Annotated in this window: 19 protein-coding genes and 1 riboswitch; of the genes, 11 read left to right on the forward strand and 8 right to left on the reverse strand. The window is 68.8% G+C overall.

The annotated features are described in order from the left end of the window. Positions 1-279 precede the first annotated feature (279 nt). Positions 280-2,181 carry an asparagine synthase (glutamine-hydrolyzing) gene (asnB, locus tag RCF13_RS10915; RefSeq protein WP_180866764.1) on the reverse strand — a complete coding sequence of 634 codons (1,902 nt, stop codon included), beginning with the start codon at positions 2,179-2,181 and terminating at the stop codon, positions 280-282. A 349-nt stretch (positions 2,182-2,530) separates the two neighbouring features. On the opposite strand from asnB, the gene RCF13_RS10920 reads away from it, so the two are divergent. Both RCF13_RS10920 and RCF13_RS10925 read left to right on the forward strand, forming a co-directional pair. Continuing rightward, a complete protein-coding gene (locus RCF13_RS10920; RefSeq protein ID WP_004141029.1) occupies positions 2,531-3,220 on the forward strand; it encodes a winged helix-turn-helix domain-containing protein in 690 nt (229 codons plus the stop codon). Further along, the gene (locus tag RCF13_RS10925; protein ID WP_308141174.1) at positions 3,217-4,563 is read left to right on the forward strand and encodes an ATP-binding protein; all 1,347 of its coding nucleotides are present in this window, start codon (positions 3,217-3,219) and stop codon (positions 4,561-4,563) included. The genes RCF13_RS10920 and RCF13_RS10925 overlap by 4 nt, the downstream gene beginning before the upstream one ends. On the opposite strand, the gene RCF13_RS10930 is transcribed toward RCF13_RS10925, so the two are convergent. Next, the gene (locus tag RCF13_RS10930) at positions 4,560-6,029 is read right to left on the reverse strand and encodes a HAMP domain-containing sensor histidine kinase (RefSeq protein WP_134969393.1); all 1,470 of its coding nucleotides are present in this window, start codon (positions 6,027-6,029) and stop codon (positions 4,560-4,562) included. The two genes, RCF13_RS10925 and RCF13_RS10930, sit on opposite strands and share 4 nt — an antisense overlap. After that, positions 6,026-6,745 carry a response regulator transcription factor gene (locus tag RCF13_RS10935; protein ID WP_005415146.1) on the reverse strand — a complete coding sequence of 240 codons (720 nt, stop codon included), beginning with the start codon at positions 6,743-6,745 and terminating at the stop codon, positions 6,026-6,028. Before RCF13_RS10935 ends, RCF13_RS10930 begins: the two co-directional genes overlap by 4 nt. Before the next feature lie 145 nt (positions 6,746-6,890). Between RCF13_RS10935 and msrB the strand changes: the two genes are divergently transcribed. From msrB to RCF13_RS10955, 4 genes are all read left to right on the forward strand, one after another. Further along, positions 6,891-7,463: a peptide-methionine (R)-S-oxide reductase MsrB gene (gene msrB, locus RCF13_RS10940; RefSeq protein ID WP_005415145.1), complete on the forward strand. Its 573-nt coding sequence runs from the start codon at positions 6,891-6,893 to the stop codon at positions 7,461-7,463. A gap of 2 nt (positions 7,464-7,465) precedes the next feature. Further along, positions 7,466-9,235 (forward strand): cytochrome c biogenesis protein CcdA, encoded by a 1,770-nt coding sequence (locus tag RCF13_RS10945; protein ID WP_308141175.1) that lies wholly within the window; start codon positions 7,466-7,468, stop codon positions 9,233-9,235. 14 nt (positions 9,236-9,249) lie between these two features. Beyond that, on the forward strand, positions 9,250-9,987 hold the full coding sequence (gene msrA, locus RCF13_RS10950; protein WP_061480489.1) for a peptide-methionine (S)-S-oxide reductase MsrA: 738 nt from the start codon (positions 9,250-9,252) through the stop codon (positions 9,985-9,987). 172 nt (positions 9,988-10,159) lie between these two features. Continuing rightward, positions 10,160-11,611, forward strand: a complete 1,452-nt coding sequence (locus tag RCF13_RS10955) for a PLP-dependent aminotransferase family protein (RefSeq protein ID WP_061478649.1) — start codon at positions 10,160-10,162, stop codon at positions 11,609-11,611. Between the two features lie 78 nt (positions 11,612-11,689). Here the strand turns inward: RCF13_RS10955 and bioD are convergent, their stop codons facing one another. Next, positions 11,690-12,373, reverse strand: a complete 684-nt coding sequence (bioD, locus tag RCF13_RS10960; protein ID WP_061478648.1) for a dethiobiotin synthase — start codon at positions 12,371-12,373, stop codon at positions 11,690-11,692. A gap of 68 nt (positions 12,374-12,441) precedes the next feature. On the opposite strand from bioD, the gene RCF13_RS10965 reads away from it, so the two are divergent. Further along, positions 12,442-12,924, forward strand: coding sequence for a GAF domain-containing protein (locus tag RCF13_RS10965; RefSeq protein WP_004140850.1), 483 nt, complete (start codon positions 12,442-12,444; stop codon positions 12,922-12,924). Then, complete coding sequence (locus tag RCF13_RS10970; protein WP_061478647.1) at positions 12,921-13,283, forward strand: TfoX/Sxy family protein; 363 nt, start codon at positions 12,921-12,923, stop codon at positions 13,281-13,283. Before RCF13_RS10965 ends, RCF13_RS10970 begins: the two co-directional genes overlap by 4 nt. Before the next feature lie 89 nt (positions 13,284-13,372). On the opposite strand, the gene RCF13_RS10975 is transcribed toward RCF13_RS10970, so the two are convergent. Continuing rightward, positions 13,373-13,951 (reverse strand): histidine phosphatase family protein, encoded by a 579-nt coding sequence (locus RCF13_RS10975; RefSeq protein ID WP_005415139.1) that lies wholly within the window; start codon positions 13,949-13,951, stop codon positions 13,373-13,375. A gap of 143 nt (positions 13,952-14,094) precedes the next feature. Further along, a riboswitch (cobalamin riboswitch) is annotated at positions 14,095-14,318 on the forward strand. A 115-nt stretch (positions 14,319-14,433) separates the two neighbouring features. On the opposite strand from RCF13_RS10975, the gene btuB reads away from it, so the two are divergent. Next, on the forward strand, positions 14,434-16,275 hold the full coding sequence (btuB, locus tag RCF13_RS10980; protein WP_134969070.1) for a TonB-dependent vitamin B12 receptor: 1,842 nt from the start codon (positions 14,434-14,436) through the stop codon (positions 16,273-16,275). Positions 16,276-16,366: 91 nt separating this feature from the next. Here btuB and gph read toward each other — a convergent pair whose 3' ends face one another. The 3 genes from gph to RCF13_RS10995 all read right to left on the reverse strand — a co-directional run bounded on the left by gph (position 16,367) and on the right by RCF13_RS10995 (position 18,815). Beyond that, entirely contained in the window at positions 16,367-17,035 is a 669-nt protein-coding gene (gene gph / locus RCF13_RS10985) for a phosphoglycolate phosphatase (protein WP_061478645.1), read from the reverse strand. A 62-nt stretch (positions 17,036-17,097) separates the two neighbouring features. After that, positions 17,098-17,889 carry a class I SAM-dependent methyltransferase gene (locus RCF13_RS10990; RefSeq protein ID WP_061478644.1) on the reverse strand — a complete coding sequence of 264 codons (792 nt, stop codon included), beginning with the start codon at positions 17,887-17,889 and terminating at the stop codon, positions 17,098-17,100. Further along, on the reverse strand, positions 17,886-18,815 hold the full coding sequence (locus tag RCF13_RS10995) for a LysR family transcriptional regulator (RefSeq protein WP_005415135.1): 930 nt from the start codon (positions 18,813-18,815) through the stop codon (positions 17,886-17,888). Before RCF13_RS10995 ends, RCF13_RS10990 begins: the two co-directional genes overlap by 4 nt. 108 nt (positions 18,816-18,923) lie before the next feature. Between RCF13_RS10995 and RCF13_RS11000 the strand changes: the two genes are divergently transcribed. Beyond that, complete coding sequence (locus RCF13_RS11000) at positions 18,924-19,562, forward strand: NAD(P)H-binding protein (RefSeq protein ID WP_154350177.1); 639 nt, start codon at positions 18,924-18,926, stop codon at positions 19,560-19,562. Positions 19,563-19,627: 65 nt separating this feature from the next. Further along, positions 19,628-20,539, forward strand: coding sequence for an MBL fold metallo-hydrolase (locus RCF13_RS11005; RefSeq protein ID WP_154350176.1), 912 nt, complete (start codon positions 19,628-19,630; stop codon positions 20,537-20,539). The last annotated feature ends 118 nt before the right edge of the window (positions 20,540-20,657 follow it).

Below are 20,657 nucleotides of genomic sequence, written 5' to 3' on the forward strand. Positions count from 1 at the left end.
TACTTCGTACGCAAGGGTCTCCGCCCTGCGTCCGAAATCTGTCGGCGCTTTATTGAAGACAGCCTGCTCGGTGCCTTGGCCGCCGCAAGCCGAACCTCGTCGGGACGGGCAGGGGTCTGGGCAAAGTAAAGGAGGAGGTGAGGGGCCGCGGCCGGCGCCGGGGGCCCGGTGGCCCGCCCCCCGCCCGGGGCGGTCGAAAATACGACCCCACGGCCCCCCCCCCTGCGCCACGCAGAACGAATCCGCCACACGCCACGCAGAACACACCGCAAAGGAACCTCAGCGCCCGCGACCACCGTGCCAGTGCTGGTGCCACGCCTGGAACATCAGCACGTTCCACAGGTGCGTGTGCCACTTGCGCTCGCCGCGCAGGAACGCTTCCCAGATGCCGCGCACGCGCGCCGCATCGAAACAGCCCTGGTTGCGCAGCAGCTGCGGGTCCAGCAGCGCCTCCGCCCAATCGCGCAATGGACCGGCCAGCCAGCGCGCCATCGGCGGGCCAAAGCCGCGCTTGGGACGGTACACCAGCGGCTCGGGCAGGTAGCGTGCCAACAGGTGCTTCAGAATCAGTTTGTGTTCGCCATCGTGGTACTTCAGGTGCTGCGGCAGGCGCCAGGCCAGTCGCACCACCTCCATGTCCAGCAGCGGCGCACGGGTTTCAACGCCCGCCGCCATGCCCGCACGGTCAACCTTGGCGAGAATGCCCTCGGCCAGGTCCATGCGGAAATCCAGCAACTGGATGCGCGCTTCGGCCGGCAGCGCCGTGTCCTGCTGCTGGAAGATCGTCACCGGTTCACGCGCGCCCAGCACCACCTGCGCCGGCTGCCGCCAGCGGGTCACCCGCTGCAGGTAGTGGCCTTCCACATCGTTGGCAGCAACCTCGGCCACCAATGCACGCCATCCTCCGAGGCGACCACGCTCAGCGTTCATGCGGTTGCCGCTGCGCCGCGCCAGGTCGCGTACCCAGTCCGGCAAGCCGCCGCACAGGCGCGCATTGCGCAGCGCGCGGCCATAGCTGGGGTGGCCGAAGAACAGTTCATCGCCACCGTCACCGGTCAGCGCCACCGGCTTGCGTGCCCCCAGCAGTTCACTGGCCAGCAGCGTCGGCAGCTGCGACGCGTCGGCGAACGGTTCGCACCAGACCTGCGGCAGGCGCTGCAGCAGATCCAGGCCCTGGCGCGCGTCCATGCGGTGCAGGTGATGCTGCACACCCAGATGGCGCGCGACCTGCGACGCCCAGTCGCTCTCGTCATGTCCCGGATCGTCGAAGCCGACCGTCCATGCTTCGATCGGCAGGTTGGATTGCGCCTGCATCATCGCGGTCACCAGCGACGAGTCGGTGCCACCGGACAGGAACGCGCCACAGGCCAGCGGCGAGTGCATGCGTGAAGCGATGGCTTTCTGAAGTACCGCCTCAAGCTGATCGGTGGCCTGTTCCAGGCTCGGCGCCGGTTGCAGCGGCTCCTGCAGTGCACGCTGCATTGCTTCGCGTGCGCACCAGTAACGCGCGCCCCCCTGCGCGGCCTGGCTGGAGCAACCCGCGGCATGGTCGCTGAGATCGATGCGCAGCATCGCGCCGGCCACCAGCTTGTGGATGCCGCGGTAGATGGTGTGCGGCGCCGGCACATAGTCGTGGCGCAGCAGCAGGCTCAGCGCATCCTGGTCGATGCTCGGGGCGAACCCGGCGAAAGCCTGCAGCGCCTTCAACTCCGAGGCGAACAGAAACCGGCCTTGGCACCAGCCGTAATACAGCGGCCGCTCGCCCACCGGATCACGGGCCAGCCACAGCACGCGCGACTCGCGGTCCCAGACACTGAAACCGAAGGCGCCCTCGATACGCGCCAGCGCCCGCTGCACGCCCCATTCGACGATCGCCTGCAGCAGCAGCCGTGCATCGCTGCAGCTGCGTGGCAGATCGCGCAACTGCGCCTGCAGGTCAGCGCGGTTGTACAGGCGGCCGTCCAGGCACAGCACGTAGCGACCGCAGTCCGAGCTGAGCGGCTGCAACGGCGTATCGGTCGGCGCCCGGCAGTGGCCCAGCGCGAGGCCGGCCTCGGCGTCGGTCCAGTAGCCGATGCGCCCCCGGCCGCGCTGCTGCAGGGCGCGCAGCATTGGCGCCAGCTGCTGCAGCAGGTGTTCGTCCTCGGCGGGCGGCAGCCAGGCCCCGACCACGCCGCTCATCGGGCGCCTCCGCACTGGCGGCGGCGGGACGGGTTCAGCAGGCAGGGGGCGGCGGGCGACATGGGGACGGCACGCGGAGCGGAGGAGACTCCATGCTCGGCCGCAGGCCCCGTCGCGTCAGTCGCTTTGCTGTCAGCGATCGTCACCCGCCGTATCACGAAGGTAACGTTTTGTAACAGCGGCAGGCTATGCTGGGCGGCAAGTCGTTGCCGGGACTGAGACCCGGCCCGTGCGCCAGCAACCCCGGCTGAATGGCGCCCGCCCCCGGCACCCGGGCGGCCCGATGGCTGGGATAGCATCGCCGCGCTCGTGCCGTGGCGGTACGTCTGCGCCTACGGAGGCCTTGGAAATGCTGGATATCGTACTGGTCGAAGACGATGCCCGCCTGGGAACGATGGTCAGTGACTACCTGCAGCGGCATGGCTACCAGGTCGCCCATGAACGCAGCGGCGAGCGGGCAGTGGCGCGGATCCTGGCCGAAAAGCCGGCGCTGGTGCTGCTCGATGTCGGCCTGCCCGACCAGGATGGTTTCGAAGTGTGTCGGCAGATCCGCCCTCACTATGACGGCATCATCTGCGTGCTGACCGCCCGCACTGACAACATCGACCAGGTGCTGGGACTGGAGCTGGGGGCCGACGACTACATCGGCAAACCGATCGAACCGCGGGTGCTGCTGGCGCGGCTGCGCGCCCACCTGCGCCGCCACCGCCGGGTCGAACCGCGTGACGGCAGCCTGCGCTTCGGCGAGCTGAACATCGACCCGTCCACACGCAACGTGCACCTGCAGGGCAGCCTGCTGGAGCTGACCACGGCCGAGTTCGACCTGCTGTTCCTGCTGGCCAGCAACGCCGGCCAGATCCTGGACCGCGACGCGCTGCTGCGCGGCCTGCGTGGCATCGCCTTCGACGGCCTGGACCGTTCGATCGATGCCCGCATCTCGCGCCTGCGCCGCAAACTGGGCGACAACCCCGAGCAGCCGGAACGGATCAAGACCGTCCGTGGCCGCGGCTACCTGTTCAGCCGCTCGGCATGGGGATGAAGCGCACGCCCTCGGCGATGCGCGGCCACGCCTTCCACTTCCTGCGCTACGGCGTCGGCTTCCTGGTCGCCCACCTGTTGTTGATCGTGTTGGGCCTGTGGGCCTGGGATGCCCTGCTGGAAGACCGCACGGAAGCTGGTCTGCAGGCCGAGATGCGTGGCACCCATGCGCTGCTGCAGCACCGTTTCGCCGAAACCCCGCGCGACCAGTGGCCGGTGCTGGCACGCGAACTCGACGCCGATTTCGCCTACGCGCTGCGCATGGTGCCGCTGGCTGAGGCAGTGAGGGCGTTGCCGGCCAGCCAACGTCCGCCGTTCAACAACGGCCGCGTACAGATCGACCTGGAGCACATGCGCAGCCTGCAGCGGATCGGTGACAGCGACTACGCGGTGATGCTGGGGCCGCTGGACGAAGCGCTGCCGGACGAGGGCTGGCAGGACAGCGAAGTGTCCGGCGTGGCGATCCTGCTGCTGATCCTGATGGTGGCGGTGGCACTGCCGATGTACGTGATGGTCTATCGGTTGTGGCGCGACGTCTCGCAGCTGGCACAGGCGGCCAGACAGATGCGCGATGGCCAGTTGGACACGCGAGCGCCGCGTGCGGGCACCGCGCTGGTGCGGCCACTGGCCAATGCCTTCAACCACATGGCCGAGCAGCTGCAGCAGCTGCTGGAAAGCCAGCGTGTGCTGGCGCAGGCGGTGGCGCACGAAGTGCGCACGCCATTGGCGCGGATGCGTTTCGGCCTGGCCGACCTGGAGGACACCGCGCTGGATGATGGGCAGCGCGATGCACTGGGCGGACTGCGCACCGATGTGGATCGGCTGCAGCACCTGACCGATGCCGGCGTCGAGTACGCCGCACTGGGCCGCTGCCATCAGCCGACCCGCCAGCGCCTGCAGCTGGCGGCGCTGGTGCGTGGCGTGGTCGCCCAGTTCGCGCCGCTGCCGATGCCGGTGCAGCAGGCGCTGTCGCCGGTGGGCCTGGTCAACGTCAACCGGCACATGCTGGAGCTGGCACTGCGCAACCTGCTCGGCAATGCACTGCGTTACGCGCGCCGGCAGATCCGTATTGCCAGCACCGTCAATGACGGCTGGCTATGCCTGCAGGTGGAGGACGACGGCCCCGGCATCGCACCCGAACTGCGCGGCCAGGTACTGCAGCCCTACGTCCGGCTGGACCCGGGCAGTCCCGGCTTCGGCCTCGGCCTGGCGCTGGTGCAGGTGGTGGCCGACAAGCATGGCGGCCACGTCGAAGTGACCGATTCGGCGTTCGGCGGTGCCTGCATCCGCCTGCACCTGCCGCTGGAGAACGGCGGCATCGTCGAATGCGAAGCGGCCTGCTAGGCCGCCGGTTCCGCACGCGGCAAGGCGAACACGAACAGCGCGCCATGCTCGCTGTCGCGCAGTTCGATGCGGCGGCCGTGCAGCTGCACGATGCGCTGCACGATCAACAGCCCCAATCCGCCGTTCTCGCCGCGCCGCGCGCCCAGCGCGGCCGGTGCCTGGAACAGCTGGGTGCGCAACGCCGGCGCGACCCCTGGGCCGTCATCGGCCACGCTGACCTCCACGCTGTCGGGAGTCGCACGCAGGCGCACCTCGATCTGCCCACCGTCGGGTGCATGGCGCAGCGCGTTGTCGAGCAGGTTGGTCAACACCCGTTCGACCAGGCCCAGGTCGGCGCGCACCAGCGGCAGGCCGGGGGGGAACGCCGCGTGCAGCTGCTGGCCGCGCGCCTGTGCCGCCAGTTCGAACTTCTGCAGCACGTCCTGCAGCAGCTCCGGTAGTGCGAACACCTCCCACTCCAACCGCACTTCGCCATGCTCCAGCCGCGCCAGCTCGAACAGCGCGCGCGCCAGCCGGCCGACCTTGGCGCTCTGTGCCAGCGCGATGCCGAGATAGCGGCGGCGCTCTTCCGCTGACAGCGTGGCGTCCTTCAACGCCAGCGTTTCCAGGTAGCCATGCAGCGACGACAGCGGCGTGCGCAGGTCGTGCGAGATGTTGGCGACCAGTTCGCGGCGCTGCAGGTCCTGCTGGCGCAGCTGCTGCCACTGCTCGCCCAGCCGCTGCGCCATCTGCGCGTGCGCGTGTTCGAGGATCACCAGCTCGTCGCGCTCACCGGGGCGCAGCGGCTCCGGCGGTGGCAACGGCGTGGGTGCGTCGATGTCGAAGGCCTGGATGCGCCGGGTCAGCCGCCGCAGCGGACGGGTCACCCAGTAGAACGCCACCAGCCCGGCCAGCAGGCCGAGGCCACCGACCAGCACCACCGACCACAGCGTGGTGTTCCACTGGCTGCCGGCGGCAAGATCGTCGGCCAGCATCTGCCGGTGCTCGCCGACCAGCACCACGTACACGTAGCCCGCCGGCCGGCCCTGCACGATCAGAGGTGCCGCGCTGAACACCTTGCGGCCATTCGCGCTGCGCGGGTCATCGCCGAGGATCGGCAACGGCGCACCGGCCAGCAGGCGGCGCAGCGGCGCCACGTCCACCCGGTTTCGCACCAGGTGCCCACTGGGCGCATCGTGGCCGAGGATGCGGCCCTGGTCATCCAGCAGGTAGACCTCGACGCTGGGGTTGACCGCCATCAGCTGGCCGAACAGCGCGCGCACCGCGGCGTCGCGCATGCCGCTGGTATCCATCAGCTCGCTGCGCTGGGCGATATGCTCGGCCAGGCCCAGCGACAGCCGCTGCACCACCTCCTGCTCGTGGCGGGTGTTGGCACGCATCTGCAGTGCCAGCAGCGCCATGCAGCACATCAGCATCAGCGCGGCGATCACCGCTGCCAGCTTCTGCCACAGGTTCGGCTTGATCATGCCGCCGCCCCGGCCGGGTCGACCAGCTTGTAGCCACGGCCCCACACCGTCAGCAGCCGCCGCGGATTGGCCGGATCGGGCTCGATCTTGCTGCGCAGGCGGTTGATATGGGTGTTGACCGTATGCTCGTAGCCATCGTGCTGGTAGCCCCAGACCTGGTTGAGCAGTTCCATGCGCGCGAACACCTGGTCCGGGTGACGGGCAAAGAACAACAGCAGGTCGAACTCGCGCGGGGTCAGCTCCAATGGATTGCCATCCACCGAGGCGGTGCGCGCGACCGGGTCCAGCTGCAGTCCCCCCAGCTCGATCGCGCCGGCATCGATGCGTGCGCTCTGCGCCATCGCCTCGGCGCGGCGCAGCAGCGCGCGCACGCGTGCCACCAGTTCCGGCATCGAGAAGGGTTTTGCCAGGTAATCGTCCGCGCCCAGTTCCAGGCCGACGATGCGCTGGGTTTCGCTGCCGCGCGCACTGATGATGATGATCGGCACATACCGCGCCATCGCGCGTGCGCGCTGGCACACCTGCAGGCCGTCCACGCCGGGCAGCATCACGTCCAGCACCAGCGCATCCCAGGGACCTTCCTGCTCGAGCAGGCGCAGGCCGGCATCGCCGCTGGCAGCATGGGCGACGTCGTAGCCCTCATCGCCCAGGTGCATGCGCAGCAGGTCGGCGATGTGGGCATCGTCTTCAACGATCAGCACGCGTTTGGTCGACATCGTCAGCTCAAGGCCAGTGGGGAGGCGGGTTGCATTGTGGCGCGGGACGGCCGCCGATACCTCACGAAAAATTGAATCCTGCGTGAGGATTCGTTGACCCGGGCGGGCGCAGCATGGCCCCGTCACCCCCTTCCCGGAGTCCGCCATGTCCTTGTCCCGCCGCCATCTGCTGGGCCTGGGCGGTGTTGCTACCGCCGCCGGCCTGCTCGGCCTGGGGGCCTGCAGCCGCGCCGCCCCCGCCGCCGCCGAAGCGCGCCCGTCGCGACAGTTCGAGGTCATGCACAGCGATGCCGACTGGCGCCAGCGCCTGACCCCGGCGCAGTACGCGGTGCTGCGCCAGCAGGCCACCGAACGGCCGTGGAGCAGCCCGCTCAACAAGGAACACCGCCAGGGCACCTTCGCGTGTGCCGGCTGTGCGCTGCCGCTGTTTTCCTCGTCCACCAAGTTCGAGAGCGGCACCGGTTGGCCCAGCTTCTGGGCGCCGCTGCACAACGCCATCGGCGAAGACCGCGACGTCACCTTCGGGATGCTGCGGGTGGAGGTGCACTGCCGCCGCTGTGGCGGCCACCTCGGCCATGTGTTCAACGATGGCCCACGCCCGACCGGGCTGCGCTACTGCATGAACGGTGCGGCGATGGTGTTCGTTCCCGGCGCCACGGATGGCACTGCCGACGGCTGGCGGGTGCCGGTCGGTTCTTCCCCTGTTTCCGGAGCCTGACGATGCTGCTGTTGCTGCTTGCCTACCTGGGGGGCGCGCTGACCCTGCTCAGCCCCTGCATCCTGCCGGTGCTGCCGTTCGTGTTCGCGCGTGCCGACCGTCCGTTCCTGCGCAGCACGCTGCCATTGCTGCTGGGCATGGCGCTCACCTTCACCGTGGTCGCCAGCCTGGCCGCGGTGGGCAGCCAATGGGTGGCACAGGCCAACCAGGTCGGGCGCTGGATCGCCCTGCTGCTGATGGCGCTGTTCGCGGTCGCCCTGCTGTGGCCACGACTGGCCGACCATCTGCTGGCGCCGTTCCAGCGCGTGGGTGCCCGTCTGAGCGCGCGCGCCGATGCCGCGGATGCCGCTGGGCGCGGCGGCGCGTGGACCTCGCTGCTGATCGGCATCGCCACCGGCCTGCTGTGGGCGCCATGCGCCGGTCCGATCCTCGGCCTGGTGCTGACCGGTGCCGCCCTGCATGGTGCCAGCGTGGGTACCAGTGCCCTGCTGCTGGCGTATGCGCTGGGCGCGATCACCGCGCTTGCACTGGCGGTGTGGGTGGGCGGCCGCGTGTTCCGTGCGCTGCAGGCGCGGCTTGGCCTGGGCGATGTACTGCGCAAGGTGCTGGGCGTGGCCGCCTTGCTGGCGGTGGTGGCAATCGGCCTGGGCTGGGATACCGGCCTGCTGACCCGTCTTTCCACGGTCAGCACCGCACGTATCGAGCAGGGCCTGCTGGACGCGGTACCCGGCGCGCAGCCGGCGGCACCACCGATGATGATGATGGCCGGTGCCAACGCCGCTGGCGATGCACCGCTGCCGGTCGAGGGAACCCTGCCCGCGCTGGACGGGGCCACCGGCTGGCTCAACAGCCCACCGCTGACGGCCCAGCAGCTGCGCGGCAAGGTGGTACTGGTCGACTTCTGGACCTACTCCTGCATCAACTGCCTGCGTGCGATGCCGTTCGTGCACGAATGGGAGCGCCGCTACCGCGACCACGGCCTGGTGGTGATCGGCGTGCACACGCCGGAGTTCGCCTTCGAGCGTGACCCGCGCAACGTGATGAAGGCGGTGCAGCAGCTGAAGGTCGAGTACCCGGTGGCGCTCGACAACCAGTACACGATCTGGCGCGCGTTCAACAACCGCTACTGGCCGGCGCAGTACTTCGTTGATGCGCAGGGCAACATCCGCAGCCACCAGTTCGGCGAGGGCAACTATGCGCGTTCGGAACAGGTGATCCGTCGCTTGCTGACCGAGGCCGGCCAGACGAACCTGCCGCCGCCGGCCGATCCGGCCGCCGCCGATCTGAAGGGCGTGGCTGCGCAGGCCGACATGGGCAATCTGCGCTCGCCGGAAACCTATCTGGGCCACGCCCGTGCCGAGCAGTTCGCCTCGCCCGGTGGGCAGCGCAGCGACAACGCGTTCGACTACACATTGCCGGCCAGCCTGGCGTTGAACCAGTGGGGCCTGTCCGGACGCTGGACCGTTACCGACGAGGCTGCGCAGCTGCAGCAGGCCGGTGGCCGCATCGCCTTCCAGTTCCATGCGCGCGACCTGCACCTGGTGCTGGCACCGGGCCAGGAAGGAAAGCCGGTGCGCTTCCGCGTCCTGCTGGATGGCAAGCCATTGCCCGCCACCGATGCCGGCACTGATGTCGGCGCCGATGGCAGTGGCGTGGTCGACGAGCATCGCCTGTACCAGCTGGTACGCCAGCGCGGCACGGTCGGCCCGCATCGCTTCGAGATCGAATTCCTCGATGCGGGCGTGCAGGCCTATGCCTTCACCTTCGGTTGAACCGGGAGCACATGATGAAACTCTCCTTTGAACAGGGCATCGCCGCCGGTGTTGCCGGCCTGGTGGCCATGGCATTGATTGCCGGGGTGCTGCTGGTCGATCACGGCGCGGCTGCGGCGCCGGTCGAAGCCAGCGCGCAGATCCAGGCACTGCCGGCCCCCACCGGCGATGCGGCGTTCCGCGATGACGCCACCCACGCCAGCGTGGTGTTTGCCGGCGGTTGCTTCTGGGGCGTGCAGGGCGTGTTCCAGCACGTCAAGGGCGTGAGCAATGCGGTGTCCGGCTATATCGGTGGCAGTGCAGCCAATGCCCGCTATGAGCGCGTCAGCGGTGGCCAGACCGGCCATGCCGAAGCCGTAAAGATTGACTACGACCCGCGCCAGGTCAGCTATGGACAGCTGATGCAGGTGTTCTTCTCGGTCGCGCACGACCCGACCCAGCTCAACCGCCAGGGTCCGGACCACGGCAGCCAGTATCGCTCGGCGATCTTCAGTGATGACGCCCGCCAGCAGGCGGCCAGCCGCGCCTACATCGCCCAGCTCGGCCAGGCCGGCAGCTACCGCGCACCGATCGTCACCCAGCTGGTCAGCGGCCAGCGCTTCTACCCGGCCGAGAGCTACCACCAGAACTACATGACCAACTACCCGCAGGCCGCCTACATCCGCTACTACGACGCACCGAAGCTGGTGGCCCTGGCCAAGCAGTTCCCAGCGCTGTACCGGCGCGAGGCGGTGCTGGTGCCGATGCGCTGACGGCATTTCCCCTGGGGCTGATCGGTGCTCGGCTCTACACACCCAAAAAAGACGCACGGCGGTCCCGCCGTGCGCTTGGAATGCGCCGGCCACGCCCCGATCAGGCCCGGCCGACGACGACATGCTAGGCTCGCCATCATCATGGGTACAGCATCAGATGGCGGGATGTTCGATGGATACAGATGACCAGGTCACGATGATCCCTCCACGCTACCAGCGGCTCTCCGACGAACTGGCCGAGGCCATCCACGGCGGTCGCCTTCCGGTCGGCAGCCGCCTGCCTTCGCTGCGGCAGATGGCGTCGCAGCGCAGGCTCAGCCTCAACACGGTGATCGCGGCATATCGCCAGCTGGAAGATGCCGGGCTGGTGATTCCGCGGCCGAAGGCGGGCTTCGAAGTCGCGCCGCGGCTGTCGGTGCCGGAGCGTTCGCTGCGCGACACCCCGTCCGCGCCCACCGCGCCGCTGCAGCAGGTGCTGATGGCCCGGGTACTGGAAGCGCAGCGCCGACCGGGTGTGGTCGACCTGGCCTTCGCCGGCCCACGTGGTCGCCAGTTCTATCCCGGCGCGCAGCTGGCCCGGCATACCGCGCAGGTGCTGCGCCACGGCCAGCAGACGGTGGAGACCTATGCGAGACCCAACGGCTCCCCCCGGCTGCTGGCGCAGATCGTGCGCCGCAGTCCGCGCATGGGCCTGCACACCCACGCCGAGCGACTCCTGCTGACCCATGGTGCGATGGAAGGCCTGCAGCTGGCGTTGCGCGCGGTCACCCAGCCCGGTGACGCAGTGGGCATCGAGGCGCCGTCCTACTTCAACCTGTATCCGTTGCTGGCCAACCTCGGCCTGCAGGCCATCGAGTTGCCCACCCACCCGCAGCACGGGCTGGATGTGGATGCACTGGATGCGCTGCTGGAGCACACGCCACTGGCCGCACTGGTGGTGATGCCGACCGTGCACAACCCGCTCGGCTGCACCATGCCGACCGCCGCCAAACAACGCTTGGCCGAGCTGGTCAACGCACGGCAGCTGCCCCTGATCGAGGATGCGGTGTACGCCGAGCTGCAGTTCTGCGAACCGCCGGCACCCTTGCTGAAAGCCTTCGATCGCGATGGCTGGGTGATGGTGGTCGGTGGCTTCTCAAAGACACTGGCGCCGGATTACCGCATCGGCTGGCTGGATGGCGGTCGCTTCGCAGAGCGCATCGCGCTGCTGAAGTTCCAGTCCACCGGCGGTGAGCCGCAGCTGCTCGGCGATGCGGTGGCCGCGTATCTGGAAGCAGGCAGCTACGAGCACCATCTGCATCGCATGCGCCGCCTGTACCGCGAACAGGTGGGACGGCTGCGCCAGCTGGTAGCCGAGCATTTCCCGGCAGGCACCCGCGCCACCGAACCACAGGGCGGATTCCTGCTGTGGCTGGAACTGCCGGGCGTGGACACGCGCGAGCTGTTCGAGCGAGCGCTGCAGGAGGACATCGTGTTCATGCCCGGCCAGGTCTATTCGCGTGGCGCGCGCTATCGCCACTGCCTGCGGCTGTCGTGCTGCCAGAGCCTGGATGCACGCTTCATCGGTGCGGTGGAACGGCTGGGTGCGATCGCGCGGGAGCTGGCAGTGCGCCAGCTCCTGTAGAGCCGAGCCTACGCTCGGCTGCCCTTCGCTGACGGTCCCCGCTGAGCCGAGCGTGGGCTCGGCTCTACAGGAAGCAGGTCAGTCGAGCAGGTGCGTACTCAGGATCTGACCATCCGCCCCCGGCAGATGCGGCAGCCGTCCCCAGCACGGCATCGGCAGGCGCTGCTGCAGCGTGGCGATGTTCTCGTCCTGGCGCTGCATCGCCGGGTCGATGTGGTTGCCGATCCAGCCCAGGCAGTCCACGCCGCTGGCCTGCAGCGATTGCGCAGTCAACCGCGCGTGGTTGACGCAGCCCAGCCGCATGCCTACCACCAGCAGCACCGGCAGCTGCAGCGCACGCACCAGGTCGAGCTGGTCCAGCGTGGCCGAGACCGGCGCCAGCCAACCGCCCACGCCCTCCACCACGACGATATCGGCCTTCGCGCGCAGGCGTTCGAACGCGGCCACGATCGGCGCCAGCTCCACCTGCACGCCGTCCTCGGCAGCGGCCAGCTCCGGTGCCAGTGGCTGCCGCAGCGCATAGGGATTCAGATCGGCATAGTCCGGCACTGGCCAGCTGGCCGCCTGCAGCGCCAGCGCGTCCTCGTTGCGCAGGCCCTGCCCCAGATCCTCGCTGCCGCTGGCCACCGGCTTCATGCCCACTGCACGCAGGCCACGCTGGCGCAGTGCATGCAGCAGCGCGGTGCTGGCCGCGGTCTTGCCGATTTCGGTATCGGTGCCGGTAACGAACAGGGCGGGCGGCAGCGTAGCGGGCAACGGCATCGATGGGCTCCAACAGGGCAACAGTGTGTGCATTATCGCCGGCCCGGTGCACTTGCTAGACTGCGGGCATGTTCGCCAATGCCTCGCTCACCGGCAGCAAGCCGGAACAATACGCCCAGCTGCTGGAACAGGCCCGTGGCCTGGTCTACGCCGAGTCCGACCGCATCGCCAACGCGGCCAACCTCTCCGCACTGGTCTATCACGCCCTGCCCGACCTGAATTGGGTGGGCTTCTATCTGTATGACGGCAAGGAACTGGTGGTTGGCCCGTTCCAGGGCCTGCCGGCCTGCGTGCGCATCCCGCTGGACAAGGGTGTGTGCGGTGCCGCCGCCAGCCAGCGCGTAACCCAGCGCGTGGACGACGTCGATGCCTTCCCCGGCCACATCGCCTGCGATTCGGCCTCGCGTTCGGAGCTGGTGGTGCCGCTGCTGCGCGGCGATGAACTGATCGGCGTGTTCGATATCGACAGCCCGAAGGTCGGCCGCTTCGACGCCGACGATCAGGCCGGCCTGGAAGCCATCGCCCGCGTGTTCGTCGAGGCACTGGGATGAGCGCACCGAAGCTGCGCAACATCGGCCCGAAGAGTGCAGCCTGGCTGCGCCAGGTCGGGCTGCGCAGCCGCGAGGACCTGGTTGCGATCGGCGCAGTCGGCGCCTTCGTCAAGGTCAAGCGGGCCGGCTTCAAGCCCAGCCTGAACCTGCTGTACTCGCTGGAAGGCGCATTGCTGGACTGCCACTGGCAGGAGCTGAGCGAGCCTCAGCGTGAAGCGCTGGTGCAGGACTATGAGGCGCGCATCGCCGCGCATCCGCTGAAGGCGGCCGGCCCGGCGTCGGGCCCGGTGCATGAGCAGCGCTTCGATGCCGACGATGAGGCGGAAGACAGCGTGACCGAGCGCGCGGACGAGGATTGAGCCGCGCCCTCCTGTAGAGCCGAGCCCACGCTCGGCTGGCCTTTCTGATCGAAGTGCAGCCGAGCATGGCTCGGCTCTACACGAGCAGCTCAGGGCTGCTGCAGCTCCAGCAGCTCGCCCACCAGCCCGACCTCGCCCCGCTCCAGCCACACCCGCAGGCGCGTGCCGTGGTCGATGCGCAGGGCCCAGCACAGCGACATCGGCAGGCCGCAAACCTGCGACAACACCATGCGCAGCGGGCCACCATGGCTGACCACCAGCGTCGGCACCGGATCATCATCATCGAGCAGGCGATCCAGCGCGCGCGCGATACGCCGCTCGAAATGCCCCCAGCTCTCGCCGTTCGGCGGCGGGAACGCATGCGGATCGGCGTGGAAGGCGGCCAGCGCATCTTCCGGCAGGTCGAACAGCGACTGCCCGTCCCAATCGCCGAAATCCAGTTCTTCCCATTCCTCGTCCGCTTCGACGTCCAGCCCGCGTGGGGTGGCCAGCGCCATCGCCGTGTGCAGCGCGCGCAACCGCGGTGAACTGATCACCCGCTCCCAGCGTTGCTCGGCATAGGCCTCGACCAGCTCTTGCGGCAGGCCGGCCAGCTGCGGTGGATCGCTGCGGCCATCAAGGAACTCATCGCGACCGTTGCCGGCGTGGCGGACCAGGTCGAGGATCATGCGTGCGTCCCGGACGGGCGGCGCAGGTACAGCGGAGAACGGGCAGACATCGGTAACGGCACCACGGGATCGAGCAACCATTCTAAAGGCACAGCAAAGGCAGCCGCGCAGGCGCGACGCAACGGGACGGCCTGCGATGCCGTAGACTGCGCGCACTTCCAGGTGACCTGCGGCCGTGGCCGGCAGGTTGAAACGGGAAGCCGGTGACGCGTGATGCCACGCCAGGCCGGCGCTGCCCCCGCAACGGTAAGCACGTCAGTTCCAGGCAACACCGCCACTGTGCCGCAGGCATGGGAAGGCGCCTGGACGGTGGCCTCGCGCCACCCGGCGGCAAGCCCGGAGACCGGCCCGGAAGCCTCAGGTCGCGATGCGGTGGGCATGGCGCTGGATGACCGTGGCGTGCGCTGCGGCATCGGCGCGTGCCTGCCTTCGCGGCTCCTCCCCTTCGCCACGCGGGCGTGCGTGGCACCTGGAGTCCCCCCATGAAGCTGCAGTCCCGAATGCTGTCCCTGGCCGTACTGGCCGCCCTGCCCGCGCTGGCACAGGCCGCCGATGACACCACCGCACTCGACCAGATCCTGGTCACCGCCACGCGCACCCCGATCGCCCTGCAGGACAGCATCGCGCCGGCCCAGGTGATCGACCGCGCGCAGATCGAATCCAGCCAGGCCACCTCGCTGCAGGAACTGCTGCGCGGCCGCGCCGGCATCAACCTGACCAATGCCGGTGGGCTCGGCAAGCAGAGCTCGCTGTTCCTGCGCGGCACCAACTCGGGCCACACCGTGGTGCTGGTCGACGGCGTGCGCATCAACAGTGCCGACCTCGGCCTGGCGATGTACCAGGACCTGCCGCTGGCGCAGATCGAGCGCGTGGAAATCGTGCGTGGCCCGCAGTCGAGCCTGTACGGCGCCGATGCCATTGGCGGCGTGATCCAGATCTTCACCCGCCGCAACCAGGGTGATTTCGCCCCGCACTTCCAGCTCGGTGGCGGCAGCAACGGCCTGCGCGAAGCCAGCGGCGGGATCGGCGGCGGGACCGAACGCGGCTGGTTCGGCGCCGACATCGCCTACCAGCATTCCGATGGCATCGATGCCTGCCGCGGCTCGGCAACGCTGTTCACCGGCTGCTTTGCCGACGAACATGACCGCGATGGCTACCGCAACCTGTCCAAGAGCCTGCGCGGTGGCTACACCTTCAACGACCAATGGAACGTGGAAGGCAGTGCATTGCGTGCCGACGGAAAGAACCATTACGACGGCTACTACAACTATTCGGAAACCCGCCAGCAGGTGCTGGCCGGCAAGGTGCGCTACACCCCGTCCGACCGCCTGGCGTTCACCGCCAATGTCGGGCGCAGTGACAACGAGTCGGACAACTTCGGTGACTTCGGTGCCCGTGGCAGCGCTCAGACCCACCGCGACAGTGCCTCGCTGCAGGGTGACTTCGCCTTGGCCGAAGGCCAGCTGCTGAGCACCGGCGTGGACTGGAGCGAAGACAACCTGGATGGCAGCAGTGCCGGATATCGGGTCGACAGCCGCCGCAACACCGGCGTGTTCGTGCAGTACCAGGGACGCTTCGGCCGCCACCAGCTGCAGGCCAGCGCGCGCAACGACGACAACCAGCAGTTCGGCAACCACGCCACGGGGAGCCTCGGCTGGGCGATGGAGCTCGGCCACGGCCTGCGTGTCAATGCCAGTTACGGCACCGCGTTCAAGGCGCCGACCTTCAGCGACCTGTATGACCCGTGGAGCGGTGTGCCGACGTTGAACCCGGAGAAGTCCAAGAGCGCCAACCTGGGCGTTTCGCAGCAGGCACAGGGCTGGCACTGGGGCCTGGACGTCTATGAAACCCGCATCGATGATCTGATCACCTACGATGCGGCGACCTTCAGGATGCAGCAGGTGGAGAAGGCGCGCATCCGCGGTGCCGAACTGACCGGTGGCGTGCTGCTGGCCGGCTTCGACATCAACGCCCAGCTGAGCTACACCGACCCACGCAACCGCACCGGCGGCAGCACGCAGTTCGACAACTGGCTGCCGCGTCGTGCACAGCACACCGCGCGCCTGGACATCGACCGGCGTTTCGGGGACTTCCGCGCAGGCCTGACGGCGCAGGGTGCGGGCAAGCGCTATGACGATGCCGCCAACGCGGTGAAGGTGGGGGGGTACGGCACGCTGGATCTGCGCGCCGAGTACGCGCTGACGCCGTCGTGGTCGCTGCTGGCGCGTGCCGCCAACGTGTTCGACCGCAGGTATGAGACGGTGGCGTGGTTCAACCAGCCGGGCCGTGAGTACCAGTTGAGTGTGCGTTACCAGCCGAAATGAAAGAGGGCGCCGGGCATTGCCCGGCGCTTTCTCTGTAGAGCCGAGCCCATGCTCGGCTCAGGCAGCAAAGCAGCCGAGCATGGGCTCGGCTCTACACCGGGACGCCGGCGGTCAACCCCGGCAGTTCACGCAGGTCGTCGATCACCGCCACCGCATGCGCGGTGGCCAGGTCCAGGCCGCGCGGATAGCCGTAGCGCACCAGCGCGATCGGCATGCCCGCAGCTTCGGCGGCGCGGTAGTCGGTCAACGAATCTCCCACCATCAGGCACGCCTGCACCGGCAGCCCGAAGTGCGCAGCGATATGCCGCAGCGGTTCGCCGCTGGGCTTGCGCTGCGGCAGTGAATCGCCGCCCAGTACCAGCGCGAACGCATCACCGATACCCAGGTGCTGCAGCAGCGGCGGCACCAGTGCTTCGGGCTTGTTGGTGCAGATCGCCAGTGGCACGGCGCGCGCGCGCAGCTGCGCCAGTGCGTCGGCCACGCCATCGAACAGGCGCGGGCTGCGCAGCAGGCATTCACGGTAGTGCACCATGAACACCGGCATCACCTCGGCCAGGTCGACCTCACGACCGGCGGCGTGCACGGCCTGTTCGACCAGGCGGCGCACCCCGTCGCCGATCCAGCCGAGCACGGTGGCTTCCGGCACGCGCGCCATGCCGATGGCTTCCAGCGTGCGGTTCAGCGCTTCGGCGATGTCAGCTGCGCTGTCGACCAGCGTGCCATCGAGATCGAATACGACCAGCGGATAGGGATACGACAAGGGACGACGCCTGTACAACGTGGGGCGGCCATTGTACGCCGCGTTTTTTTCCAGGATCCGCCTCAGCCGATCCTGCGTGCGCGGGTGGCCAGAAAGGTGGGCAGGTAACGGTCGATCAGGAAGCGCGGCTTCGGCTGCCAGTCTTCCATGAACCGATCAATCACGAAGCCTGCATCCAGCTGCCCGCCGATCAGTTCGGTCAGGCTGTGGCCAAAGGCCAGCGCATCACCGCGGGCGAGTTTCGCCTCACGCTCTGCGGCGGGCAGGTCTTCCAGGTCCGAATAGGGAATGGCGTACTGCGGCCGGATCAAACCCTGTGCGTCCAGCTGCGGATCACGTGCACCGACGAACAGCACCGGGTTGTAGAAACTGGCCATCAACATGCCATCGCGCGCCAGCACGCGGCGGCATTCGGTCCACACCGGGCGCACGTCGGGCACGTACAGGTTGGAGATCGGATGGAACACCACGTCGAAACTGTCGTTGGCGAATACGTGCAGGTCGCGCATGTCGCCCTGCACCGTGCGCAGCTGCAGTCCATCACGCGCAGCGACCCGGCGGTCCTGTTCCAGCTGCCCGTCGGACAGGTCGAACACGGTGACGTCGGCGCCCGCAGCGGCCAGCACGGGGGCCTGCTGGCCACCACCCGAGGCCAGGCACAGGATGCGGCGGCCGCGCACGTCGCCCAGCCAGTCCAGTGGCAGCGCGCGTGGGGTCAGATGCACCTGCCAGCGGCCTTCGCGCGCGGCGGCAATGGTTGAACTCTCCACCGGGCGCGACCATTCGCGCACTTCGCTGGCCTGGCGGTCCCAGGCAGCACGGTTGTGGTCGATCAAGGCCTGTCCATGGTTCATGTGTTCTCCTTGCCCGGTGGGCGCCAATCCAGATCCTGGAAGGCCGGGCTGGCGAAACACTCGGCCAGGTAATCCAGGAATCGCCGCATGATAGCGGGCTGCTGGCGCCGTGACGCGTACACGGCATGAATGCCGAGCTCGTCCAGACTGAATCCGGGCAGCAGTTCGATCAGCTCGCCGCTGCGCAGCAGTGGCGCCACCTGGTAGGTCGGCAGCATGGCGATCCCGGCACCGGCGCGTACCGCCTCCAGCAGCAGCGAGGCCTCGTTGGCGCTGATGTTGCCGCCCACCGCCACCGACAGCGAACGGCCATCGCGGTGCAGCTGCCACAGGCTCTTGCCGACGTAGTGGTGGGTCAGGCAGTTGTGCGCGGCCAGGTGCTCCGGCGCGGTCGGCGTGCCACGCGCCTGCAGGTACGACGGCGTCGCGCACAGCACCGAGCGGCAGGTGGCCAGCCGCCGCGCGATCAGGCTGGGGTCGATCTGGCGCGCGATGCGCACGGCCAGGTCCACGCGCTCCTCGACCAGGTTCACCGTGCGGTCGACCAGCAGCAGCTCGATGCGCGCCGCCGGATGGCGCGCGACGAAACCGGCCACCGCCCGTGCCAGGTGGCTCTGCCCGAACGACACGCTGGCGGTCACGCGCAGCGTACCGTGCGGCTCGGGATCATCACTGGCCAGCTCCCCCTGCAGTTCTTCGCCGATCGCCAGCATCTGCCGGAAGCGCGCCAACGCCGCCTCGCCCGGGCCGGTCAGGCTGACCCGGCGCGTGGTCCGGTGCAGCAGGCGTGCACCCAGCCAGCCCTCGACCTCGGCCAGGTAGCGGCTGACCATCGCCCGCGACATGTCCAGCACTTCCGCGGCGGCGGTGAGGCTGCCGCGCTCGGCCACCTCGACAAACACGGTCATGGCGGTCAATCGGTCCATATGCTCGATCCACGCAACAAACAAGCGCGTTATACGCTGTTTTTCGAGCGACTGCAGCGGCCTAGAGTGGCCCCATTCCCAGCCCACATCGCCCCACGGAGTCCTGCCATGAAGATCGCCCTCGTTGGTTCCACCGGCAACATCGGCCGCCAGATCGCCCGCCACGCGCTGGCCCACGGCCACGAACTCACCGTCATCGTGCGCAGCGCGCAGGACCTTCCGGCCGAACTGGCCGGTGCCCATCCGGTGATCGCCTCGTTGGATGACCAGGACGCGCTGGTCGCCGCCATCGCTGGCCACGACGTGCTGGCCAGCGCCTACGGCCCGCGTCCGGGCGATGACATCGGCCGCGTGGGCGAGATCGCCGCGCAGCTGGCGGCCGCCGCGCGCAAGGCCGGCGTACCGCGCCTGGTGGTGGTGGGTGGCGCCGGCAGCCTGGAAGTCGCGCCGGGCGTGCAGCTGGTCGATACCCCCAACTTCCCGGAAGCCTACAAGCCGTACGCGCTGGCCCATCGTGAGGCATTCAACCGCCTGCAGGCAGTGGACGACCTGGACTGGACATTCTTCTCGCCGGCCGCCGAAATCGGCCCGGGCGAAGAGCGCGGCCAGTACCGTGTGCAGCCCAAGGCCTTCCTGGCCGACGCCAGCGGCCACAGCCGCATCAGTTATGCCGACTACGGCGCCGCGTTCGTCGCCGAGCTGGAAGCGCACCAGTACCCGAAGCAGATCATCACGGCCGCGTATTGATCGACGCGCGAGCCCTGTAGGGCCAAGCCCACGCTCGGCTCCCTATCCGACACAAGGAATTCCCCATGCGTACCGCTGCCCTGCTGCTTCCCCTCGCCCTGGCCGCCACGTTCACCAGTGCGCCGCTGCTGGCCGCACCGGCCACCGCGGCGCCGACCACCGCGACGAAATCACGACTGCACCTGCAGACCTTCCATCCCGGCCCGCAGGCGATGTTCTCGGTATCCTCGGTGCTGATCGAAGGCCGCCATGACGCGATCCTGGTCAACGCGCAGTTCGGCGCCAGCGACGCGCGCAAGCTGGTCGAACGGATCCGCGCCAGTGGCAAGCAGCTGACCACGATCTACATCAGCCACGGCGATCCGGACTACTACTTCGGCCTGGCCACCCTGCAGGATGCCTTCCCGCAGGCACGCATCGTCGCCACTGCGCAGACCGTCGCCCACATCCAGCAGACCCAGGCCGGCAAGCTGGCCTACTGGGGACCGAAGATGGGTGCCGACGTGCCGGCACGCATCGTGGTGCCGCAGGTACTGGACGGCGATGCCCTGCAGCTGGAAGGCCAGCGCCTGCCGTTGATCGGCCTGGATGGCCCGACCCCGGACCGCACGGTGCTGTGGGTACCGTCGCTGCGCGCGATCGTCGGCGGCATTCCGGTGGTGGCCGGTGAGCACGTGTGGATGGCCGACACGCAGACGCCGAAGTCGCACACTGACTGGCTGCAGACCCTGCAGCGGTTGCAGGCACTGAAGCCGAAGGTGGTGGTACCGGGGCATTACGCGCCGGGTGCGGCGCTGGATGCCAGTGCGTTGCGCTTCACCGCGGACTACATCCGCGCGTTCGACGCCGAGGCGGCAAAGGCCAAGGACAGCGCGGCACTGGTGAAGGCGATGCGGGCGCGCTACCCGACGCTGGCCGGCGTGGCATCGCTGGAGCTGAGTGCGAAGGTAGCCAAGGGCGAGATGCAGTGGCCATGAGGTAGGGAGTTTTCTTTTGCAGGGCTGCGCCCTGCACCTGCCCAATGCAACGGCAACAGCCGAAGCAACAGCAAAAGCTGGTCTCCTGAGGGTTGGCGGGGTGGGTCCGGTTGCGGGG

The organism is Stenotrophomonas maltophilia group sp. RNC7, from assembly GCF_030910085.1.
Classification (GTDB): domain Bacteria; phylum Pseudomonadota; class Gammaproteobacteria; order Xanthomonadales; family Xanthomonadaceae; genus Stenotrophomonas; species Stenotrophomonas sepilia.

Coding starts and splice junctions, on each gene's coding strand:
- asnB (WP_180866764.1), bottom strand. CDS start 2,181: ATGAGCGGCGTGGTCGGGGCCTGGCTGCCGCCCGCCGAGGACGAACAC.
- RCF13_RS10920 (WP_004141029.1), top strand. CDS start 2,531: ATGCTGGATATCGTACTGGTCGAAGACGATGCCCGCCTGGGAACGATG.
- RCF13_RS10925 (WP_308141174.1), top strand. CDS start 3,217: ATGAAGCGCACGCCCTCGGCGATGCGCGGCCACGCCTTCCACTTCCTG.
- RCF13_RS10930 (WP_134969393.1), bottom strand. CDS start 6,029: ATGATCAAGCCGAACCTGTGGCAGAAGCTGGCAGCGGTGATCGCCGCG.
- RCF13_RS10935 (WP_005415146.1), bottom strand. CDS start 6,745: ATGTCGACCAAACGCGTGCTGATCGTTGAAGACGATGCCCACATCGCC.
- msrB (WP_005415145.1), top strand. CDS start 6,891: ATGTCCTTGTCCCGCCGCCATCTGCTGGGCCTGGGCGGTGTTGCTACC.
- RCF13_RS10945 (WP_308141175.1), top strand. CDS start 7,466: ATGCTGCTGTTGCTGCTTGCCTACCTGGGGGGCGCGCTGACCCTGCTC.
- msrA (WP_061480489.1), top strand. CDS start 9,250: ATGAAACTCTCCTTTGAACAGGGCATCGCCGCCGGTGTTGCCGGCCTG.
- RCF13_RS10955 (WP_061478649.1), top strand. CDS start 10,160: ATGGATACAGATGACCAGGTCACGATGATCCCTCCACGCTACCAGCGG.
- bioD (WP_061478648.1), bottom strand. CDS start 12,373: ATGCCGTTGCCCGCTACGCTGCCGCCCGCCCTGTTCGTTACCGGCACC.
- RCF13_RS10965 (WP_004140850.1), top strand. CDS start 12,442: ATGTTCGCCAATGCCTCGCTCACCGGCAGCAAGCCGGAACAATACGCC.
- RCF13_RS10970 (WP_061478647.1), top strand. CDS start 12,921: ATGAGCGCACCGAAGCTGCGCAACATCGGCCCGAAGAGTGCAGCCTGG.
- RCF13_RS10975 (WP_005415139.1), bottom strand. CDS start 13,951: ATGATCCTCGACCTGGTCCGCCACGCCGGCAACGGTCGCGATGAGTTC.
- btuB (WP_134969070.1), top strand. CDS start 14,434: ATGAAGCTGCAGTCCCGAATGCTGTCCCTGGCCGTACTGGCCGCCCTG.
- RCF13_RS10990 (WP_061478644.1), bottom strand. CDS start 17,889: ATGAACCATGGACAGGCCTTGATCGACCACAACCGTGCTGCCTGGGAC.
- RCF13_RS10995 (WP_005415135.1), bottom strand. CDS start 18,815: ATGGACCGATTGACCGCCATGACCGTGTTTGTCGAGGTGGCCGAGCGC.
- RCF13_RS11000 (WP_154350177.1), top strand. CDS start 18,924: ATGAAGATCGCCCTCGTTGGTTCCACCGGCAACATCGGCCGCCAGATC.
- RCF13_RS11005 (WP_154350176.1), top strand. CDS start 19,628: ATGCGTACCGCTGCCCTGCTGCTTCCCCTCGCCCTGGCCGCCACGTTC.